Source organism: Actinoplanes italicus (genome assembly GCF_003001815.1).
Classification (GTDB): Bacteria; Actinomycetota; Actinomycetes; order Mycobacteriales; family Micromonosporaceae; genus Actinoplanes; species Actinoplanes italicus.
This window is the reverse complement of sequence record NZ_PVMZ01000016.1, coordinates 104,864-125,345: the sequence shown is the minus strand read 5'-3', so window position 1 is coordinate 125,345 and position 20,482 is coordinate 104,864. Positions and strand designations below refer to the sequence as shown.

Annotated in this window: 19 protein-coding genes; 6 read left to right on the top strand and 13 right to left on the bottom strand. The window is 71.8% G+C overall.

The window, feature by feature from the left end; all coding sequences use genetic code 11:
• Positions 1-6 precede the first annotated feature (6 nt).
• Positions 7-582 (top strand): helix-turn-helix domain-containing protein, encoded by a 576-nt coding sequence (locus tag CLV67_RS32945; protein WP_106325440.1) that lies wholly within the window; start codon positions 7-9, stop codon positions 580-582.
• Here the strand turns inward: CLV67_RS32945 and CLV67_RS32940 are convergent.
• The 4 genes from CLV67_RS32940 to CLV67_RS32925 form a co-directional block, all read right to left on the bottom strand.
• Positions 568-4,272: an nSTAND1 domain-containing NTPase gene (locus CLV67_RS32940; protein WP_106325438.1), complete on the bottom strand. Its 3,705-nt coding sequence runs from the start codon at positions 4,270-4,272 to the stop codon at positions 568-570. The two genes, CLV67_RS32945 and CLV67_RS32940, sit on opposite strands and share 15 nt — an antisense overlap.
• A 190-nt stretch (positions 4,273-4,462) precedes the next feature.
• Positions 4,463-6,061, bottom strand: a complete 1,599-nt coding sequence (locus CLV67_RS32935; protein WP_170154089.1) for a cellulase family glycosylhydrolase — start codon at positions 6,059-6,061, stop codon at positions 4,463-4,465.
• A 142-nt stretch (positions 6,062-6,203) separates the two neighbouring features.
• Positions 6,204-7,826, bottom strand: coding sequence for a methyl-accepting chemotaxis protein (locus CLV67_RS32930; RefSeq protein WP_106325434.1), 1,623 nt, complete (start codon positions 7,824-7,826; stop codon positions 6,204-6,206).
• A 63-nt stretch (positions 7,827-7,889) separates the two neighbouring features.
• Positions 7,890-8,105, bottom strand: a complete 216-nt coding sequence (locus CLV67_RS32925; RefSeq protein WP_106325432.1) for a hypothetical protein — start codon at positions 8,103-8,105, stop codon at positions 7,890-7,892.
• Between the two features lie 106 nt (positions 8,106-8,211).
• On the opposite strand from CLV67_RS32925, the gene CLV67_RS32920 reads away from it, so the two are divergent.
• On the top strand, positions 8,212-9,156 hold the full coding sequence (locus CLV67_RS32920; RefSeq protein WP_106325430.1) for a Clp protease N-terminal domain-containing protein: 945 nt from the start codon (positions 8,212-8,214) through the stop codon (positions 9,154-9,156).
• 83 nt (positions 9,157-9,239) lie between these two features.
• Here the strand turns inward: CLV67_RS32920 and CLV67_RS32915 are convergent, their stop codons facing one another.
• The 5 genes from CLV67_RS32915 to CLV67_RS32895 all read right to left on the bottom strand — a co-directional run bounded on the left by CLV67_RS32915 (position 9,240) and on the right by CLV67_RS32895 (position 13,167).
• Entirely contained in the window at positions 9,240-10,703 is a 1,464-nt protein-coding gene (locus CLV67_RS32915) for a benzaldehyde dehydrogenase (RefSeq protein WP_106325428.1), read from the bottom strand.
• 28 nt (positions 10,704-10,731) lie between these two features.
• Positions 10,732-10,929: an amidase family protein gene (locus tag CLV67_RS32910; protein ID WP_239166805.1), complete on the bottom strand. Its 198-nt coding sequence runs from the start codon at positions 10,927-10,929 to the stop codon at positions 10,732-10,734.
• A gap of 84 nt (positions 10,930-11,013) precedes the next feature.
• Positions 11,014-11,574: an ABC transporter permease subunit gene (locus CLV67_RS32905; RefSeq protein WP_203737641.1), complete on the bottom strand. Its 561-nt coding sequence runs from the start codon at positions 11,572-11,574 to the stop codon at positions 11,014-11,016.
• Entirely contained in the window at positions 11,571-12,437 is an 867-nt protein-coding gene (locus tag CLV67_RS32900) for a branched-chain amino acid ABC transporter permease (RefSeq protein WP_106325426.1), read from the bottom strand. The genes CLV67_RS32905 and CLV67_RS32900 overlap by 4 nt, the downstream gene beginning before the upstream one ends.
• A gap of 1 nt (position 12,438) precedes the next feature.
• Positions 12,439-13,167 carry an ABC transporter ATP-binding protein gene (locus tag CLV67_RS32895; RefSeq protein ID WP_106325424.1) on the bottom strand — a complete coding sequence of 243 codons (729 nt, stop codon included), beginning with the start codon at positions 13,165-13,167 and terminating at the stop codon, positions 12,439-12,441.
• Between the two features lie 364 nt (positions 13,168-13,531).
• Here CLV67_RS32895 and CLV67_RS32885 point away from each other — a divergent pair, with 364 nt between their 5' ends.
• Genes CLV67_RS32885 through CLV67_RS32875 form a run of 3 tightly spaced genes read left to right on the top strand, consistent with a single transcriptional unit; the run spans position 13,532 to position 16,055 of the window.
• Positions 13,532-14,275, top strand: a complete 744-nt coding sequence (locus CLV67_RS32885) for an SDR family NAD(P)-dependent oxidoreductase (protein ID WP_106325422.1) — start codon at positions 13,532-13,534, stop codon at positions 14,273-14,275.
• A gap of 32 nt (positions 14,276-14,307) precedes the next feature.
• Positions 14,308-15,219, top strand: coding sequence for an RNA polymerase subunit sigma-70 (locus CLV67_RS32880; protein ID WP_106325420.1), 912 nt, complete (start codon positions 14,308-14,310; stop codon positions 15,217-15,219).
• Positions 15,220-15,257: 38 nt separating this feature from the next.
• Positions 15,258-16,055 (top strand): YybH family protein, encoded by a 798-nt coding sequence (locus CLV67_RS32875; protein WP_106325418.1) that lies wholly within the window; start codon positions 15,258-15,260, stop codon positions 16,053-16,055.
• Here the strand turns inward: CLV67_RS32875 and CLV67_RS32870 are convergent.
• Entirely contained in the window at positions 16,019-17,950 is a 1,932-nt protein-coding gene (locus tag CLV67_RS32870) for an AfsR/SARP family transcriptional regulator (RefSeq protein WP_239166806.1), read from the bottom strand. The genes CLV67_RS32875 and CLV67_RS32870 overlap by 37 nt on opposite strands.
• Positions 17,951-18,032: 82 nt before the next feature.
• Between CLV67_RS32870 and CLV67_RS32865 the strand changes: the two genes are divergently transcribed.
• A complete protein-coding gene (locus tag CLV67_RS32865) occupies positions 18,033-18,896 on the top strand; it encodes an alpha/beta fold hydrolase (protein WP_106325416.1) in 864 nt (287 codons plus the stop codon).
• 107 nt (positions 18,897-19,003) lie between these two features.
• Here the strand turns inward: CLV67_RS32865 and CLV67_RS32860 are convergent, their stop codons facing one another.
• From CLV67_RS32860 to CLV67_RS32855, 3 genes are all read right to left on the bottom strand, one after another.
• Entirely contained in the window at positions 19,004-19,210 is a 207-nt protein-coding gene (locus CLV67_RS32860) for a hypothetical protein (RefSeq protein ID WP_106325414.1), read from the bottom strand.
• Positions 19,211-19,408: 198 nt separating this feature from the next.
• Positions 19,409-19,615 (bottom strand): hypothetical protein, encoded by a 207-nt coding sequence (locus CLV67_RS51285; protein WP_146169378.1) that lies wholly within the window; start codon positions 19,613-19,615, stop codon positions 19,409-19,411.
• Positions 19,612-20,247, bottom strand: a complete 636-nt coding sequence (locus CLV67_RS32855; protein ID WP_170154088.1) for an RNA polymerase sigma factor — start codon at positions 20,245-20,247, stop codon at positions 19,612-19,614. The genes CLV67_RS51285 and CLV67_RS32855 overlap by 4 nt, the downstream gene beginning before the upstream one ends.
• Between the last annotated feature and the right edge of the window lie 235 nt (positions 20,248-20,482).

The following is a 20,482-nucleotide window of genomic DNA, read 5'->3' as shown; positions in this document are numbered from 1 at the left end:
GGGCTGATGAACGCCACTGAGCACGACGTCCTGGCCGGGGTCGGCGCGCGCCTGCGTGCCCTGCGGCAGGCACGGAGCATCTCCCTGGCCGCGCTGGCCGCCGAGACCGGTCTGACCTCCAGCACGCTGTCGCGACTCGAGAACGGGAAGCTGCGTCCCACGCTGGAGCAGCTGCTGCCCCTGGCCCGGGCGCACGGCGTCCCGCTCGACGACCTGGTCGCGGCGCCACCGACCGGTGACCCGCGCATCCACCTGCGGCCGATCAGGCGGGCCGGTTTCACCGTCGTGCCGCTGACCAGGCGTCCGGGCGGTGTCCAGGCGTACAAGGTGATCTATCCGCCCGCCGCGTCGTCGCCCGCGGCGGTCCTGCAGACCCACGACGGGTACGAGTGGTTCTACGTGCTCAACGGACGGGTCCGGCTCGACCTCGGCGATCAGGTGTACGAGCTCGGCCCGGGTGAGGCCGCCGAGTTCGACACCCGGACCCCGCACCGCATCGCCAGCGCGGACGCCCAGCCCGCGGAGCTGCTCACGCTCTTCGGCGCCCAGGGGGAGCGGGCGCACCTGTCACCGCACGGCTGAGGGCTCACGCAGGTACTTCGCGCGCTCCTCGCGCGTGAGGTCGCGTGTGGTGCGCTGCCCGGCCAGGGCCAGCACCTCGCTGATCGGCCCGCACACCTCGCACGCCGTGATGCGGACGGTCGTCCCGTACATGCCGAGCAGCTGCCGCCCGTCGGCGGCGAAGGCGATCTGCCGGGCGCCGGGATGGTCGAACGTGAGGGCCTCGCCGCTGCCGTCGGTGTTCCACAGGCGTACGACGTCGTCGGTGCCGGCGCTCGCGATCAGCCTGCCGTCCGGGCTGAAGGTCAACGCCGTGGTCTGACCGGTGGCGCCGGTGAGCACGACCGGATCGTCGTCGCCCGCGACGGTCCACACCCGGATCGAGCCGTCGGTGCCGGCGACCGCCAGCAGCCGTCCGTCCGGGCTGAACTCCAGGTGATCAGAGGGCGTGCTCTGGCTCGGGATCGTTCGTGTCACCCGGCCGGTGGCGGTGTCCCACAGCACCAGCGCCCCCGGGCTGCGCGTCATCGCCACCAGGCCGCCGTCGGGCCGGATCGCGATCCCTCCGAAGACGTCGGCGGGGCCGTCGACCCGGCTCCCGCCGGCGCGCCATACGCGCGACGTGCCGTCGCCGCATTCGACGGCCAGCACCCGTCCGTCGGCGCTCAGGGCGAGCCGGTTGTTCGTCAGCCCCGCCCGGTCGCGCGGGCACTCCAGAACCGCCGGCCGCTCGTCGGCCGTGGTGTGCCACCAGTAGATCTGCTCGCTGCCCGAGGTGGCCGCCGCGACACTGCGCCCGTCCGCGCTGACGTCGAGGGACTCGGGGCGCAGGGGTGCGTTGCGGAGGGTCGTCGCGTCCGGCGGCGTGCGGGTGGGGAACACGGCGAGCGTCCCGGGACCGGTGGGCGTCACCGTGAAACTCCCGTCAGCGCTGAGCTGCGCCCAGTGGTCCGACACGGGGAGGGTGATCACGGCGGGATCGGCGGCCGCGCCGACGTCCCACACGCGCACGGTGGAGTCGTGGCCACCGGACACGAGTCCGCCGCCGTCCGGGGTGAACGCCAGGTCGAGCACGGCGTCGCGGTGCCCGCGCAGCGCCTGGCCGCTGCCGCTGTCGGACAGGTTCCAGATCCGGACGGTCCGCTCACTCGTTCCCGCGGCGATACGACGCCCGTCCGGGCTGAACTCGACGCTGGTGTACCAGTACTCCGAGCCGCGGTAGGTCTGAGGTTCGCCGCGTCCGCCGTCGGGCCAGACCAGCACCCTGTCGAGGCCGCCGACCGCGATCCGGTCACCGTCGGGGCTGACTGCCACGGAGGACGGCGAGAACTCCCGGGGCTGCCGGATCAGGACGGGCGGAGCGTCCGCGCCGACGTCCCAGATCCGGATGGTGCCGTCGTCGGCGCCGAGAACCAGGCGCCCGTCCGGGCCGAAGCCGAGGCCGGACGGGAATCCGGTGTAGGGCAGCGACCTCGGTGGCCGGTCGTTCCCGGTGTCCCAGACGAGAAGCCCGATGCCGGGGCCGGTCGCGGCGACCCAGCGACCGTCCGGGCTGTACGCCAGCAGGAACACCCCCGACGGCGGGGCCACCTCGGGCGCGGGCAGTCGTCGCACCTCACCGGCGTCACCCGGCCGCCAGATGACCACCGGACCACCGCCCGGCTCCGGGTCGGTGAGCGCGATCGCGAGGTGGCCGTCCGGGCCGGCGGCGAGGAAGTCGCCCCGCACGGGTGCGGTCACCGGCGAGGTCCGGCCCTGCACGTCACGCACTGTGACCACGCCGGCGGAGCTCGCATGGGCGGTCCAGGTACCGGCGACGGCAACCGACGACTGGATACCGTCCGCGACGTCGATCGTGCGTGTCGTACGCGCATCGGCCGTGGCCTGCCGCAGCACCGACTCGGTCTCGGCGTCCGGATGGAGGCGGTACGCCCGTGACGCGAGCAGCAGCCCCAGCTCGGGGTCGGCCACCCGTTCGGCGCGGGCGCCCGCCGCCAGCTCCCGCGCCACCGCCCGGTCACGCTCGGCACCGGCACGTCGCGCGGACACGGCCGCGCCCGCGGCGAGCACGCAGACGACGGTCAGCACACCGACGAGCCCGGCCAGCAACCGGCGGGTACGGCGCCGGTGCGCCCGCTCCTCCCGCTCCCGCAACGCGCGGCCCGCCTCGAGGAACTCGCGTTCCGTGCCGGTCGGGTCGACGAGTCCCGCGTCGACCGTCTCCACGGTGGCCGACAGCCGCAGCCCCCGGTACAGCGCGCCCTCGTCACGGCCCAGCGACTCCCAGGCGGCGGTCGCCTCGGTGAGCTGGCGGTGCAGCCGCAGCCCGGAGCGGGACTCCTCGACCCAGCCGCGCAGCCGCGGCCACGCCCGGATCAGCGCCTCGTGGGTGATCTGCACGCTGTCACGGTCGACGGTGACCAGTCGGGCCGCGGCGAAGGCCTCGATCACGGCGGGAGCCTGCTCGATCGTGTCCAGTTCGGTACGGCCGAGCCGCCGGCGGGTGACCAGCCCGTCCGCGCCGATGTCGACCATCCGCAGCAGGATCCGCCGGGCGACGAGCCGTTGGGGCTCCGCGAGCCGTTCGTGGGCCTGCTCCGCGGTGTGTGCCACCGCGCCGGACACTCCTCCGGCCGCCTGGTAGCCGGCCAGGGTGACCATCGCGCCCTGGCGACGCCGCCACGCCTCACGTAACGCATGGGCGGCCAGCGGCAGAGCGCCGGGGGAGCCGGCCACCTCCGCCACGAGCGTGGCCACCAGCGCGCCCTCCACGCGGGCCCCGTAGCGCTCGGCCGGCTTCGCCGCCGCCTCACGGAGCTCGGCCGGGGTCATCCCGCCGATCAGCACCTGTGCATCGGTCAGGGCCTGCGCCAGGCGTGGGTGCTCGGCGAACCGGGGGTAGTGGTCGGCGCGCACCGCCAGAACCACCCGCGCCCGGCCGTCCGGCTCCCGGCACATCGCCAGCAGCGCGATGATGAAGCCGGTCCGCTCGGCCGGATCGGGGCAGGCCGCGAAGGTCTCCTCGAACTGGTCGACCACCACCAGGAGATCGATTTGCGGCTGCCCGGCGGGCAGACCCTGCCGGACCAGCAGATGTGCCCGCTCGGGGCCGGCGCGCAACTCGTCCAGCACCGCGCCGGCCGGGAGTCCCGTGTGCCGTGCGAGGTGCACCGCCAGTTCCGTCATCGGGTGCATGCCCGGCGTCATCACCAGGACCGGCCCGCCGAGCGCCGGAACCAGTCCCGCGCGGACCACCGACGACTTGCCCGCACCGGAGGGGCCGAAGACGGCCAGGAAGCGGCGCTGCTCCAGCCGGCGCACCAGATCTGCCACGAGCGCGTCACGGCCGAAGAACAGCTCCGCGTCCTCGGGCTGGAACGGCGCCAGGCCGGGGTACGGCGACGGCGCGCCTGCATCGGCGCCGGCCGGGTCGCCGCCGGGCGCGACGGCCGAGCGTTCCGCCTCGCGCCAGCGCTGCTCCCACTGCACGAGGTCGCCGTCGCAGGCGGCCACGTACGCGAGGGTCACCTCCAGCGTCGGCAGCCGCCGGCCGGACGCGGCCGCGGAGAGCGTCGCCACGGAGTAGTTCGCCCGTGCGGCCATCTGCCGGTAACCGGGCTTGCCCGCCTTCTCCCGCAACTGCCGCAATTCGGCCGCCAGCAGTGCGACCGGGCCGTCCGGGTCGTCCAGGGGGCGCTCCGGCCTCGCCATGTATGAACCTCCCCGTCACGCCGCGACGTCCATTGTCGATTGTCGCCGCGTTGTCCAGCGTTGTTTGTCTGACCGCCGCGAGCAGGGGCCAGACAACCGGAACGCCGGTAGACAGGAATACGAGGGGGCGTGAGGACGGCGATGCGGTGAAACGGGGGCGTCGCCGTCCTCACGGGAGTCCGAACGTCGGTCAGGCGCCGATGATGGCGTCGATGATGGCCTGCTGGGTCACGGTCGCGGAGTTGCGGTCGAACAGTGCGAACCCGTGCTGGCCGTTGTGGCCGTTGTCCCAGTAGGCGGTCGCCGCGCCGTACTTCTTGGCGGTGGCCACCAGGGCCCGGGCGTAGTCCGCCCGGTAACGGTTGTTCGTCGAGTCGTACGAGGTCTTGTCGATCGAGCCGTACTCACCGACGAAGACCGGGTACCCCTTCGTGACGAAGGTGTCGTACACCTTCTTCAGCTGGGCGTCCATGAAGTCCTGCTGGCCCCACGTCGACTTCTTGGCCGGGTTGGTCGCGTTCGGGCCCCACTGGGTGATGGTGCCGTCCTCGGTGCCGGCGAAGTCCCACGGGTCGTAGTAGTGCACCGAGATCATGATGCGCTTCTCGGCCGCGGGGATGGACGCCGACCGGTACTGGTCGGTCGGCAGGACGAAGCCGCTGCCCACGGTGTGGTCGATGTTGGTGTTCCAGCCCGGCACGAGCAGCCACCGCGACGTATTGGTGCCACCGGTCCGGCGGACGGTGTCGACGAAGATCTGGTTGTACGCGTTGATGTTGGAGTAGCACGGCTGCGTCGGGTTGCCGTACTGCCCGTCGAAGTTCTCGTTCATCGACTCGAAGATCAGTCGCCCGCTGTAGTTCGCGAACTTTGTCGCCACCTGCTGCCAGACCTTCTGGTACTTCTCCTTGATCGCCGTCTGTGAGGACGAGTCGCAGATGAGCCAGGAGCCGCCGACGGACTTGTAACCGTCACCGTGCATGTTGATCAGCACGTACAGCCCGCGGTCGTGGGCCAGGTTCACGACCTCCTGGATCCGGTTCAGCCACGCGGTGTCGACGGTGTAGTTCGGCGCGGCGCCGATCTTGTTCAGGTAGGACACCGGGATGCGGACGGTCTTGAACCCGGAGGCCTTGACCCGGTCGAAGATCGCGCCCGTGATGACCGGGTTGCCCCAGGCCGTCTCGCTGGGCACACCGTCGATGTTGGCCTCGAGCTGGTTGCCCAGATTCCAGCCCTTGCCCATGTCGGCGACCAGCTGCGCGGCGCCACCGGTGACCGGCGGGTTCGAGGTCGACGGTGACGCGGACGGCGACGCCGAGGGCGAGGTCGACGGCGAGCTGGACGGGGACGTGGCCGGCGAACTGCTCGGGGTGGTCACTCCGCCGGTGCACGCGGTGCCGTTGAGCGTGAAGGCGCTCGGCACGGGATTCGAGCCGGTGAACGCGCCGTTGAAGCCGAACGACGTGGAGCCGTTGGTGGAGATGGATCCGTTGTAGGAGGCGTTGCGAACCGTGACCGCGGTCCCGGACTGGGTGAACGAGCCGTTCCACAGCTGGCTGATGCTCTGGCCGGCGCCGAAGGAGAAGGCCAGGTTCCACTGGGTGACCGCGTCACCGAGGTTGGTGATCTTGACGTCGGCGCCGAAGCCGCCCTGCCACTGGCTGGTGACCTTGTAGTCGACCTGGCAGCCGGCGGCGGCGCTGGCCTGCAGGGCGACCGCGACCGAACCGCCGACGGCGACCACGGCCATCGCGGCTGCGGACAGCACTTTTCGTGTTCGAGACATGGGGATGGGTTCCTTCAGGGATCGGGAGCGCTCCCACATGGGGGATGGGTGCGGCTCCGGTGAGGGAGGGGATGACGAATACTATGCCGTACGAGCGACGGGTGGATATCCACACCCGTCGCTCAAAGCATCGAGCCGCAGGTCAGACGCGGAAGCGGGCGACCACGGTCTGCAGCTCACCGGCGAGAGCGGCCAGCTCGGCCGCGGTGTCGGTCGCCTCGGTGAGCGCCTCGGTGGTGTTGTGGGCCGCGGTGGCCACGCCGTCGATGTTCCCGGCGATCGCCGAAGCACCGTCGGCAGCCTCCGCGACGCTGCGGGTCATCTCACCCGTGGTCGCGGTCTGCTCCTCGACGGCGGACGAGATGGTGACCTGGTAATCGTTGATCCGGGCGACGATCGCGGAGATCTCGCCGATGGCCGCGACCGCACCGGCGGTGTCGGCCTGGATCGCCTCGACCCGGCGGGAGATGTCCTCGGTCGCGCGGGCGGTCTCCTGGGCGAGGTCCTTGACCTCACTCGCGACGACCGCGAAGCCCTTGCCCATCTCACCGGCCCGGGCCGCCTCGATGGTGGCGTTCAGCGCGAGCAGGTTGGTCTGCTCGGCGATCGCGGTGATCACCTTGACCACGTTGCCGATCTCGGTGCTGGACTCGCCGAGCTTCGAGACGGTGATGTTGGTGGCCTCGGCGACCCCGACGGCCTGGCTGGCGACCTGGGCGGCGTCGGAGGCGTTGGAGGCGATCTCCCGGATGGAGACGCCCATCTCCTCGCTACCGGCGGCCACGGTCTGCACGCTGCTCGACACCCCGCTGGCGGCGGACGCGACCACGCTGGCCTGCGCCGACGCCTCCGACGCCGACACCCGGATCCGCTCGGCGGCGTGGCCGAGCCGGCCGGTGCTCTTGCCGAGGGTCTGCGAACCGGTGGTGAGCTGGCCGACCATGTCGCGCAGCCCGTCACGCGCGGTGTTGACCGCGACCGCCATCCGCCCGAGCTCATCGCCGGCATGCACCTCGGCCGGCACGGTCAGGTCACCCTCGGCCACGGCGGCCAGCGCCGTGGAGACGCTGCCGAGCTGCCTGTTGATGCGGCGGGAGACGTAGGTGGCCAGGGCCAGCGCGACGGCCAGACCGACGACCAGCCAGATGATCATCTGGTTGCGGGCGCTGTGATAGGCGTCGGCCGCCTGCGAGGCCATCGCGGCGGACTCGGCGTCCTCGGTCTGCTGCAGTTCCAGCACGCTGGCCTTGAGACGGTCCTGGGTCTCGACCCACTTCGGCGTGACGTCGGCCGGGGCCGGCGGTTCGAAGCCCGCGGCGGGCGCCTCCCGGAAGAGCGCGTAGTCGCGCAGCTGCTGGAAGTAGGTGTAGGTGTCGGCGACGTCGGTCGCGGCGGCCTCCCGGACGGCCGAACCGGCCGCCAGATCGCGGTAGGCCGTGACCGCGGTGATGGTGGCCTCGTCCGCGGTGGTCACCGCCTTGCGGAGCTCGGCCTTCTGCGCGGGCGGGACCACGGACCAGCCGAACAGGGCGGAGAATCCGTCGCCGACCGCGCCCCGCAGCACGCTGAGCTGCAGACTGCTGTCGACGTGCCGCTTCTTCATCTCGGTGATGTCGTTGTTGAGCCCGCTCAGCCGGGTGACGGCGAGCACGCCGACGATGACGGCGACCAGCGCGCTGCACAACACCGCGGCGTAGATCTTGGTGCCGACCCCGAGGCCGTTCAGCCGGCTGCCACTCCCGGCGGTCCCCACCTGCGTGCTCATCCGACCAGTCAGCCTCTCCGATTCGTCTCCCGCTCGACCTATCGGCAGGATCCGGCGAAGGGCTTAGCGATCTTCCCGCGGAGATGCCGGCGCCCCGGCGCGGGCCAGGACCGGCAGCCCCAGGGAGACGAGGGCGGCGCGGGCGTCGCCGTCGCGCCAGCCGAGCGCCGGGGCGTACTGCACAACGGAGCCGTCCCGCACCGGGCCGGGCGCTGCCAGGGTGGCGCCGACGACGGTCAGGTTGTCGGCCGCGACGGCCTGGACCGCGCGGTCCGCCATCTCGGCCTGGCGGGGATCGCCTATATCCGCGGATATAGCTGTGCCACGCCGTATTTAGATCTGTGAGCAGATCCGAAAGAAATGGCTGCTCCCTAGCATTATCGGCATGCCCCTCGAATTGAACCCCGATATCCGAACGGCGACGGCCCTCGATTTCGCCGACAATTTCGGCGACGAGATCAGCACCGCACATCTGCTCGCCGGGCTGATCACGGCCGCCCCCGCCGTGGCCAGGATCGCCGACGCCTACGACCTGACGCCGACCGTGGCCGCGCATGTCGTCCGCCGGCTCGACGACCACTGGGACGGTCCCGACGGCACCGCGCCGGCGGAGCCGGGACCCGTACTCCCGAAGTCCCTCGCCCTCACCGGCGGTGCCGCTGCTGCTCTGCGGCAGGCCGCGCTCCTGGCCGGCGAACGGGAATGCAGGCCCGAGATGCTGTTCGCCGCGATTCTCGAGGACGATCAGGCGCGCGCCTCGGCGACTCTGCGCACCTGCGGGATCGACCCCGGACCGGCACGGCGGGCCGCGGGCGACGGCCGGACTCCGCCGCGCCGCGACCCGGTCGACGAGGATCTGCGACCGGTGCGGGACCGGATGATCGGCCGTGAGCGGTTCCGCGGCGCCGGGCTGCGGGCCTTCCTCTTCCAGAAGATCTTTCCGGCCCCGTTCCCGTACGCGATCACGCCGACCCTCTGGGCCAGGCTGGAGTCCGAGCAGATCGCACGGCAGCGGGGCGGCGCCCGCCGTTCCGAGGACGTTCTGATCGCGATGCTCGCGACGTACCGGGTGGCCTCGTTCTACCCGCACCTGACCGTGGACGTCGCCGACCAGTACGACGGCAGCCGCGGTCTGGCCGAGGCCGGGCTCGACCACCGGATCCTGACGCAGACCGCCGCCAGGCTCGACCTCGGCACGGACGCCGTCGACGTCAAGACCCTCATGAGCCGCGACGACTGGCCGCAGACCACCGGCGGACTGCTCGCCCGGCTGACCGCGCACGACGACACCCGCTCCGCCCGCCTCCTCAGGGAACTGGGCGTCCGCTGACGGACGGCGCGTGTGCTGCGGGCGGTCGGCCACGGCCCATCGGCAGGGCCGTCGAGGGGCGGCCCTGCCGATGAACGAGCCGGTCAGAAGGGGTAGGTCGCCGGTTCGCCGCGCATGGTGATCCAGCGGGTCTCGGTGAACGCCTCGATGTTGGCCGCCGCCCCGCCGAAGCGGGAACCGGTGCCGGACCCGCGCACGCCACCGAACGGGGCATTGGCCTCGTCGTTCACGGTCTGGTCGTTGATGTGCACGATCCCGGTCGGGATCTGCTCGGCGACCGCCAGCCCTCGCATCACGTCTCGCGTGACGATGCCCAGCGAGAGCCCGTACTCGCTGGCGGCGGCCAGTTCGACGGCGTCCTCCACGGACGACACCCGGGTGATCGGCGCGACCGGCCCGAAGACCTCGTCGGCGAACGCGGGCGCGGCGATCGGCACGTCGGCCAGCACCGTCGGCCGGTAGAACAGCTCCTCATAGGTGCCGCCGGCCGCGACCGTGGCACCCTGGCCGGCGCTGGCCGTGACCAGGCCGTGGATCTTGTCGCGCTGCGCCGCGTCGATGATCGGGCCGAGCGCGACCTGCTCGGTGGCGGGGTTGCCGACCGGCAGCTTGCCGGCCTTGTCGGCGAGACGGGACACGAATTCGTCGTACAGCCGGTCGGCGACCAGATGCCGTCCGGTGGTCATGCAGATCTGGCCCTGGTTGAAGAACGACCCCCACGCGGCCAGGTTGACCGCCGCGTCGACGTCGGCGTCGTCGAGGATCAGCAGCGCCGAGTTGCCGCCGAGCTCCAGGTGCGCCCGCTTCAGGTGCCGTCCGGCGAGTTCGCCGATCCGGCGGCCGACCGGGGTGGAGCCGGTGAACGAGATGACCCGGATGTGCGGGTCGGTGATCAGCGCCTCACCGACGTCGGGTCCGCCCGGCAGCATCTGCAGCACTCCCGGCGGCAGCCCGGCCTCCTCGAAGACGCGCGCCATCAGGGTGCCGCCGGTGACCGCCGTACGCGGGTCCGGCTTGAGGATGACCGCGTTGCCCAGGGCCAGCGCGGGCGCCACCGACCGGATGCCCAGGATGATCGGCACGTTGAACGGGGAGATGACGCTGACCACCCCGGCGGGGATCCGGCGCGCCATGGAGAGCCGGGGCTGCTCGGACGGCAGCAGCTCCCCGTGCGGCCGGCTGGGCAGTGAGGCCGCCTCGTAGCACTCCTCTGCGGCGACGTGCAGCGCGAACCCGGCCATCCCGGGGACCGCGCCGACCTCGCGGACGTTCCAGCCGCTGATCTCCGCGGCGTGCTGCTGCCACAGGTCACCGGCCCTGCGCAGCACGGCGGCCCGGGCGGTGTGGGGCAGGGCCGCCCACCCCTTCTGGGCCTCGGCCGCGTGGGCGCCGGCCTCGGCGACGTCCTCGGCGGTCGCCAGGCCCATCCGGCCGAGTTCGGCGCCGGTCGCCGGTTCGACGATCGGGTAGTCACCTCCCCGGCCGGTCGTCCAGTCACCGTTCTTGAAGATCTTTCCTTGCCAGTCGACGCCGTCTAGCAGTCCCACAGCGCGCCTCCTCTCCTCTGGTTCTCGGTCAGTGATCCATGCGCGGTACGGGTCCGAGTGGGGGACACAGCCGTTCTACCAGCCGGGCCGTATGCAGTACGAGGTCGTCACCGCCGGCGGGTCCGACCAGTTGCAGGCCGACCGGCAGACCGCCGGCGAGCGCGATCGGCAGTGACAGCGCGGGCAGCCCGGCGGCGTTGAACGGGGCGGTGAGCCGGGTCAGCACCAGCGCGGCCCGTGCGGACGGCCGGGCCGGGCAGCCTGCCGCCGTGCCTCGCCGGCGGTGACCGTGGCGGCCGCGACCGCGGTGTCAGCGGGAACCGGCATCGGACTCATCCATCCGCACGACGTACCCCACCGGGAACAGGCTCAGTCCGGTCCGGTCGCGGACGAGCCCCCACAGGCCACGCGGCATCCACAGAGCGGCCGCCATGCCGATGGCGCCGAGCAGGATCAGGTACCACGAGCCGTAGTCGGAGAGCAGCTGCTGCAGGGCGAAGAACACCAGCGCGCCCAGCAGCGGACCCTCGATGAACCCGATGCCGCCGATGACGACGATGAAGATCATGTACGCCGACCACTGCACGTTGAAGATGGCGTCGGGGTTCACGCTCAGCGAACTCACCGTGATGACTCCACCGGCCGCGCCGCACCCGGCCGCCGACACCAGATAGACCAGGAGCTTGGCGCGGCGTACGTCGATGCCGGCCGAGCCGGTGTCGGTGACGTCGGCGAACACCAGGAACGGCAGGACGCCGAGCACGACGGCCAGGACCGCCATGACCAGCGCGGACACGTTCGACGACCGGGCGGCCCGGCCGACGTGGACCGCGGCGGCGGCCCGTTCGGTCAGCGCCTTGGTGAGGCTCATGCTTTCCGTCCCGCGATCAGGCCCTGCGGCCGGAAGGCCAGCACGGCGAGGAAGATCAGATGCCCCGCGAGCAGGGTCAGCGCCGGGTCGATCTCGGAACCGATCGACTGGGTGACGCCGAGGATCATGCCGCCCAGCAGGGTGCCCCACAGCGAGCCGAGGCCGCCGATGACGACCGCCTCGAACGCGAAGATCAGCCGGGACGGCCCGATCGACGGGTCGAACGACGAGCGCATCGCGAACATCAGACCGGCGAGCGCCACGGTCGCGAACGCGATCGCCGTGGCGATGCCGTAGATGTGCCGGCTGTCGCCGCCGACCAGGTTCGCGGTCTCCGGGTCGTCTGACGAGGCCCGCAGCATCCGGCCGAGCCCGGTACGGGACAGGAACAGCTGGATGCCGGTCAGCGCCAGCGCAGCCAGCACGAACGTGGTCAGCGACAGGTAGCCGATGGAGATGCTGTCGGTGATCTCGAACGAGCCCGTCGCGAACGAGCCGCCGTCCAGGGTCCGGGTGTCGGCCGAGAACGTCTCCAGCAGCACGTTCTGCAGCACGATCGACAGTCCGAAGGTGACCAGCAGGGTGGCCGGCGGCCCCGACCTCAGGCTCTTCTGCAGCAGCACCCGCTGGGTGAGGTAGCCGAGCAGCGCGAACAGCGGGACCGTCACCAGCAGCACGATCCACAGCGGCAGGCCGGTTCCGCTGATGAGTGCCAGCGCCAGGAACGAGGCCACGACCGCGAGGTCGCCGTGGGCCAGGTTGACGATCCGCATGACACCGAACATCAGCGACAGGCCGGTGGCGAACAGGGCGTAGAGGCCGCCGATGAGAAGCCCCTGGATGAGGGCGTTGAGAAAGTCCACGTCAGTCCTGTCCCTCTCGGACGTCGCCGATGCCGATGCCGAAGTACGCGTGCTCCACCTGCTCGGCGCTGAGGTCCCGCGGCCGTCCCCGCAGCACCGACCGCCCTTCCAGGAGGCAGTGCACCCGGTCGGCGACGCGCATCGCCTGGGAGACGTCCTGCTCGACGATCAGCGCGGTGGTCCCGCTGCCGACGATGCCGGGCAGAACCTCGTAGATGCGGCGTACGACCACCGGCGCGAGCCCCAGCGACAGCTCGTCGATCAGCAGCAGGTCCGGGTTCGACAGCAGGGCCCTGCCGATGGCCACCGACTGCTGCTCGCCGCCGGAGAGCTGGGAGGCGTTCTGCCGGCGGCGGTCGGCCATCCAGCCGAACAGCTCGTAGACGCGCTCCAGCGTCCACGGGCCGGGCCGTTTGCGGTACGCGCCGGTCAGCAGGTTCTCCTCCACGGTCAGTGACCGGAACATCCGCCGTCCCTCGGGAACCAGTGCGACACCGGCGGACAGCCGCCGGTGAGCCGGCATCCGGGTGATGTCGCGGTCGTGCAGGCGGATGCAGCCCGAGGTGGGCCGGTCGAGCCCGGCGAGCGCCCGCAGCAGCGTCGACTTGCCGGCGCCGTTGGCGCCGATGACGGCCAGCACCTCGCCCTTGTCCAGGTCGAGGCTGAACCCGTCGACAGCGCGCAACTGCCCGTGGTGGACGGTGAGGTCCTGGATCGAGAGAAGGCTCATGACACACTCTCCGGTCCGCTGCCGAGATACAGCTCGCGGACCTTCGGGTCGGCGAGCACCCGCATCGGATCGCCGTCGGCCACGATGTCACCGCCGGCGCGACCGACTTCACCTCGCAGATCACCAAGTTCAAGAAAGGCGCTCCGGGGGACGGCTCATCAGGGCGCCGGTCGGCTGGCCGCGGGTATGGCGCGTATGTGGGCGCAGGTCACCACGTCGCGGGGGTTGGGATTGTTGCGTGGTGCTTTGTGGCGCGTATGTGGGCGCAGGTCACCACGCTGCGGGGCGGGTTCAGGCGGACGGCCCGAACGCGTGGTCCGATCACCGCCAGACCTGCCGTCCGGTATCGACCAGGCTCAGGTCCATGAACAGCACACTTGACGGCAAGGTGGCCCTGGTGACCGGCGGCGGCCGGGGTATCGGCGCGGCGGCAGCGCTTCGGCTGGCCTCGCTGGGCGCCGACGTCGCCCTCACGTTTCAGCACGACCGGAGCAGCGCCGAGGACGTCGTCGACCGGATCACGGCCGCGGGCCGCCGGGCCGTAGCCGTCCGGGCCGACAGCGCCGACCCCGCAGCGGTGATCGCCGCGGTCGACCGGGCGCACGGTGAACTGGGCAGGCTGGACATCCTGGTCAACAATGCCGGCGCCTTCCTGCTCGGACCTCTGGAGGAACTGACCCTGACCGATTTCGAGCAGACCGTCGCGGTCAACGTCCGCGCACCGTTCGTCGCCTGCCAGGCAGCCGTCCGGCACATGCCGTCCGGCGGGCGGATCATCAACATCGGCAGCAACGTGGCCGAGCGGGCGGTGTTCCCCGGCTTCGCGCTGTACGCGATGAGCAAGACCGCCCTGATCGGCCTGACCAAGGCGCTCGGCCGGGAACTCGGGGGCCGCCGGATCACGGTGAACCTGGTGAATCCCGGCCCCACGGACACCGACCTCAACCCGGCCGGCGGGCCGGACGCCGGCACGATCAACGGCTTTACCGCCCTCGGGCACTATGCGGTACCGGCCGACGTGGCGGCCATGGTCGGCTTCCTCGCCGGTCCGGACGCCCGCTACATCACCGGGGCGACCCTCAACGTGGACGGTGGCTTCACCATCTGATCGTGCGGTGGCCGACGTAGGCTCGGGCGGACATGGTGGACTCCGATACCTTCACGGCCCTCGTCGCCCCGTTGCGGGCAGAGGTGCACGCGCACTGCTACCGGATGCTCGGGTCGGTCCACGACGCCGACGACGCGCTGCAGGAGACCCTGGTCCGGGCCTGGCGGGCGATCGACCGGCTCGACGACCCGGGCGGTTTGCGGCCGTGGCTGTTCCGGATCGCGACCAACCGGTGCCTGACCATGCTCACCGGCCGTGCCCGCCGGGAGCTGCCCACCGGCACCGACGCGGTCTGGCTGGAGCCGTACGCCGACGACCGCCTGGGACCCGAGGCCCGCACCGTGGCCCGGGAGAGCATCGAACTCTCGTTCGTCGTGGCGCTGCAGCGTCTCTCCGCCCGTCAGCGAGCCGTGCTGCTGCTGCGTGACGTGCTCGGCTTCAGCTCGCGGGAGGTGGCCGAGCAGCTCGACTCCAGCGTCGGTGCCGTCGACAGCGCGATGCAGCGCGCCCGCAAGGCCCTCGACCAGGCGAATTCCGGCCCCACCCAGCAGGCTCTGTTCGCCGGGCTGGGGGAGACGGCCGTCCGTGACCTGGCCCGCCGGTACGCGAACGCCTGGGAGACCGGTGACGTCGAGGCGATCGTCGGCATGCTCACCGACGACGCCCGGTACTCGATGCCGCCGCTGCCGCTGCTCTACACCGGACGGCCGGCGATCCGTGGTTTTCTGCTCGACGGGCCGCTCGGCCTCCGGTGGCGCTTCCGGCCGGCCGCCGCGAACGGGCAGCTCGCGTTCGGGACCTACCGCTGGAACGAGGACGCCGGGGCGTACCTGCCCGGTGGTCTCGACCTGTTGCGTCTGAGCCGTGACGGCATCACCGAGGTCGTCTCGTTCCTGGAGGCCGACCTCACCACTTTCGGGCTTCCCGCGAAATTGTCCGCCTGACCGCGATGGATCTCCGTCGCCCTCCGGGTTGTACGGATATGACAGACGAGAAGACGATCACCGACCTGATCGAACGCTGGGTGGCCGCGGTGCGGGCCGCGGATCTGGACGGGGTGCTGGCCGGCCACACCGACGACATCGTGATGTTCGACGTGCCGCCGCCGCAGGACGGTGCCCGCGGCCTCGACGCGTACCGGGCCACCTGGCCGCCGTTCTTCGAGTGGATCCGCGGCGGGGCCATCTTCGAGCTCGTGCGCACCGAGGTCACGGCGGGCGCCGACATCGCGTACGCCCACCTGCTCCTGCGCTGCGGCGCCCCGGCCGACCTGGCCCGCCGGCCCGATCACCGGCTGCGCATCACGTTGGGCCTGCGGAAGGAGGACGGCCGCTGGCTGATCGCGCACGAGCACCACTCGTTCCCGCTCGAAGACACCGCCGCGCGGTCCGAGCGGGAGATCCGCGACCTGCACGACGCGTGGTTCGCCGCCACCGCGGCGAAGGACCTGGACACGCTGACGGCCCCGATCGCGGAGGACGTCGTCTCGTACGAGCACGAGGGACCCCTCGCGTATCTCGGCCGTGCGCAGGTGCGCGAGGTCTGCAGGCGCGGCCTGGAGGCGTCAGCCGGTGAGGTGACCTGGGCCGTTCCGGAGATGACGGTGCTCGCCGAGGGTGACCTGGCGGTGGCGTGGGGCCTCGACCGGGTCCGTGGTGACGGCCTTCCCGAGACGTGGTCGCGGGGCACCCGGATCTTCCGGCGCACCGACGGGCGGTGGGAGCTGGTCCACCAGCACCTGTCCTATCCCGTCGCGGCGGAGTCCAGCGCCACCAGGTGATCGGCCACCCGGCCGACCGTCAGGGCCCCGCTCGCCGCGCCGGCCCACTCGGCGGCGGCCGGGGCCAGAGCCCGCCTCGCCCGGACCATGGCGGCCCGGTCGCCCGTGGCGATCGCGGCCCGCCCGTACAGGCACCACAGCGCCTCGGCGAGCAGATCCGCGGGCGGCTCGGGCACGTCGGCGAGTGCGACGCGGCCCGGTTCGAACAGCGGAAGGACCCACGGCGCGTACGGCCCCCATGCGTCGTCGCCGGACGCGAGCGGCAGGCCGTGCCGCAGGCGCAGACCGAGCAGCGCCAGCGGCAGCAGGCCGTCACGCATGCCGGGCATCCCGGCGTCGTCCAGCCGGGCCGCCGCCGCGCGGTACAGCGTCTCGGCCCGCCCGGCGGGGACCTGCTCGGCCACATCGGCGCGCAGGGCCCGGTACCACTGGGTGAAGACCCCGGCCAGAGGCCGCTCGTGCCGCCCGGCCAGCTCGTCGACTGCCCGCGCGTGCTCGTCGGCCCGGCCGAACGCCGCCACTGCGCAGCTCGACTGCAGGCGGATCAGATGGCCGAGCACCTCGGCGTTGGCCATGCCGTGCCGGCTCGCCAGGCTCACCAGTTCCGCGCCGATCCGGTCGCGGCGCACCGCACCACCGGCCGGGTGGCAGCTCTGCATGAACACGCCGTTCAGCGCGAACACCAGCAGCGCGGGATCGTTCATGTCACGGGCAATCGCCTCGGCCTGCCGGGCGCACTCGCCCGGTCGTGGATCGCGGGTGCCGCGTGACTCGATCGCGATGGTGGCCAGCAGCCGGGCGCGGGCCGCATCGTGGCCCGACTCGGGTAGCTCCGCGAGGGCGCGCCCGGCCGCCTCGACGATGCCGGCCGCCAGGCCCGGCTCGTCGGCCCGCGGCCAGACCGCGGGTACGTCGTAGGCGCCGATCACGCGTGCGGTCAGCTCGGGGTCACCGAGTTGCTCGGCCGCGGTCACCGCGGCGAGACGCTGTTCCTGAGCCACCGTCAGGCCCGCCGCGCCCGTGACCGCGAGGTTGCGCAGCAGGCCGACCGCCGACTCGAGCCGTACCCCGGGTACCACCCGTTCGTAGGCGGAGGCGGCCCGCATCAGCACCTCGCCGGCGAGATCCGGGGCGCCCGGGCCGTCGAGGCTCGGCTCTTGCCGCAGGATGTCGGTCTCCAGCGTGCGCAGTGCGGGGCCGGGCTCCAGACCGAGGTGCCCGGCGAGCAGCTCACGGGCCCGGCGCAGGACGGCGAGCGCGTCGCCCTGCCGGCCCGAGCGGTACAGGGCCAGTGCCAGCAGCCGCCAGCCCTGCTCCCGCCACGGATGCGCGGTGACGTGCTCGTCCAGGTCGGGCACGGCCTCGCCGGCGCGGCCCAGGTCGAGCCGTGCCTCGGCGCGCCGCTCGACGGCCCGCAGACGCAGCTCGGCCAGGCGGGACCGGTCGGCGCGCGGCCATCCGGCATCCGGGAAGTCGGCGTAGGCGGGTCCGCGCCACCAGCCGAGCGCCTCGTCCAGCAGGGTCAGAGCCGCGGCCGGGCCCTCCGCGCCGGCCTCGGTGACTGCCCGTTCGAACCGCCAGGCGTCCACCTGGTCGGTCGTGCACCGCAGCGCGTATCCGAGACCTTGCGTGACCAGTAACGACGCCGGTGCCCGCGCCGGCCGGTCAGGCTCGACGGCCCGGCGCAGCGCCGCGACGAAGGTCCGCACCGCGGCCACGGCGCCGTCCGGCGGCGACACCCACAGGTCATCGACGAGATCACCGACGAGGACGACCCGGCCGCGCGCCACCAGCAACCGGGCCAGCACGGCCCGGTGCATCGGGCCCTTGAGCGCGACCGGCCTGCCCAGCCCGTCCTCGGCGACCACCGGCCCGAGAACGCCGAACCGAATCACCTCGCCACGCTACTCCGGCGCTCATTCGCCGCTCATCCGGACCCCGGAGAGTGGTTCTCGACAGCGACGAAAGGCGAAAATCATGACCTTCGAGTACGTACGCGTCCGCGTGGCCGACGGCGTCGAGCTCAACACCGCGGTGGCCGGATCGGGCAGTCCGGTCGTGCTGCTGCACGGCTTCCCGCAGACGCACCTGATGTGGCGGCACGTCGCCGCCGACCTGGCCGCCGACCACACCGTGATCTGCCCGGACCTGCGCGGGTACGGCGCCAGTGACAAGCCCGCCGAGGCCGGGCCGGACACCTACGCCAAGCGCACCATGGGCGCCGACATCGTGGCGCTCGCGAAGGCGCTGGGCCACGACCGGTTCGCGCTGGCCGGGCACGACCGGGGAGCACTGGTCGCGATCCGTACCGGCCTCGACCACCCGGCGCACGTCACGCACCTGGCCTCGCTCGACGTGCTGCCGACGCTGGACATGTGGGACGTCATGCACGGGGTCAGCGCCCAGGTCGGTTTCCATCTGTACCTGATGGCGCAGCCGCCCGGCCTGCCGGAGAAGATGATCGCCGGCGCGTCCGACGAGTTCTTCGGCCATTTCCTCGACCTGTGGACCAACGACCCGCGGGCCATCCCCGCCGACGTGCGCCGTGTCTACCTGGACGCCTCCCGCGACGCCATCACGTCCATCGTCGCCGATTACCGCGCCTCGGCCGGCGTCGACATCGACCACGACCGGGCCGATCGCGACGCCGGCCGCACCCTGACCATGCCGGTCACCGTGCTCCAGCAGGACTGGGGTTCGATGCTGGGCTTCGACGCCGCCGGACTGTGGAAGGCGTGGGCCCCGGACCTGCGTCACGTCCCGGTCCGGTGTGGTCACTTCATGGCCGAGGAGGACCCCGGCCTGGTCGCCGGGGAGATCCGCGCGTTGCTGACTCGCTGAGTTCTCACCGCTCCCGGCCGAACAGGGCCGCGATCCGGCCCTGCCAGGCAGGCATGAACCGGGGCGGACGGGCGGGCGAGCCCCTGGCGCTAGCGCGTCGCCCGTCCCTACCGGTGCCGGTCGCCGATGAGAAAGACGGCGACGCCCAGAAGCAGGCCGGTGAAGCCGGCGAACGCGGTGCCACCCCGGAGGACGGCGGTCGGGACGGTTGATCCGTTGGCGTAGTCGAGCAGCGCCGCCGCGATACCGACGATGACGGCCAGCAGGGCGATGAGTGCCGCCCATACCCACCGGGGCAGCTCGCGCGTGTTCATGGGACGTGTTCCCTTCATTCTCCTGTAGTCGTGGGGGAGAAAGGACAACGGCACCCGTTTGCCGCCGGGTGCCGTTGCTTGATCTCCCTTCAATCCGCCCTGGTTCACCTTTGCCGTGCCGGTTGCCCCGCTGGATGACACCGGCCTGTCACGATTCGGTCCGTGGTCACGACCTGACCCTCCGACCGGATCCTGTTACTACGGGATGTCAGCCCGTTCTGTTGCCCCTTCCCGGCTCGGGGTGCCGGCCTGCCGGCCGGCCCCCCGAGCGGTTCGCGGAGTCCCGCGCGGCGGGGCGAGTTCCAGGGAGGCCAGCACGCGTTCCCGGAAACTCGCCTCGGTGCCGCGCGAGACGTCATCCGCGAAGGAAGCGGCAAGATCGAGCAGCCGCTTCTCGACACTCAACCCGCCTCCTCCTCCGGCCCCAGGATCTGACGAAGCGCGTCCAGGGCCTTGTTGTGGATTTTCTCCGCCTCGCCGCGCTTGATCCCCATCTCGCGGGCCGTCGCGCTCAGCGTGAGGTTGAGGAAGTACCGGTGGAAGACGATCTCGGCCATCTCCTGATCGAGCAGGAGCAACGCTTGCCGTACCTCGCACCCGGGGTCCTCGCTGACTTTGCTCCAGAAGGCGGCGTCCTCCTCGCCGGGCAGTTCCTGATGCAGCTCCGGGCGGTTGGCCGCTTTCCGGCGGTAGCTCAGGAAGGTGTTCCGGACGACCTGGAAGACGTAGCCGGACTGGCTCTTGAACAGGTGCCGCTTACGCGGATCGCCCCACTGCCGGTAGATGCTTCCGGCGGCCTCGAAGGCGATGTCCTCATAGAGGTGACGCCCACAGATGCTGTGGGCCGATCTCAGCAGCAGATCGGATCCGGCGTCGGAGAACCAGACGGCGAAGTCGTCGTTGAGTTCCGCGTGATCGAGCACGCGGTTGGCTGGCACCGCCTCGCCGGCGGCGCGCCGTTGCCTGGGGCAACGACCGGCAACGAGGGCCTCGGGGACTTCGTCCGAACGGTCAGCGACATCGGTCTCGCTCACCACCCGGGCGGGGTCGTCGGCCCCCGAGTCCGGCAAGAAAACACCCATTCCGATGGGCACCTCTCACTATGGACGCTCCAGCTCCAGCGACTGGAGCTGAGCGGGCACTGCCCTCCTGTCTACCTCAACGCAGCGGGCGCCTGCTTTTTCACGGTCGCCACCGGACTCGGCCGGGGGAGTCGAGTCGGCCGATGGGTTCCGCCTTTACATACCCCTTAGATTCAACGAAGAGTGTCCA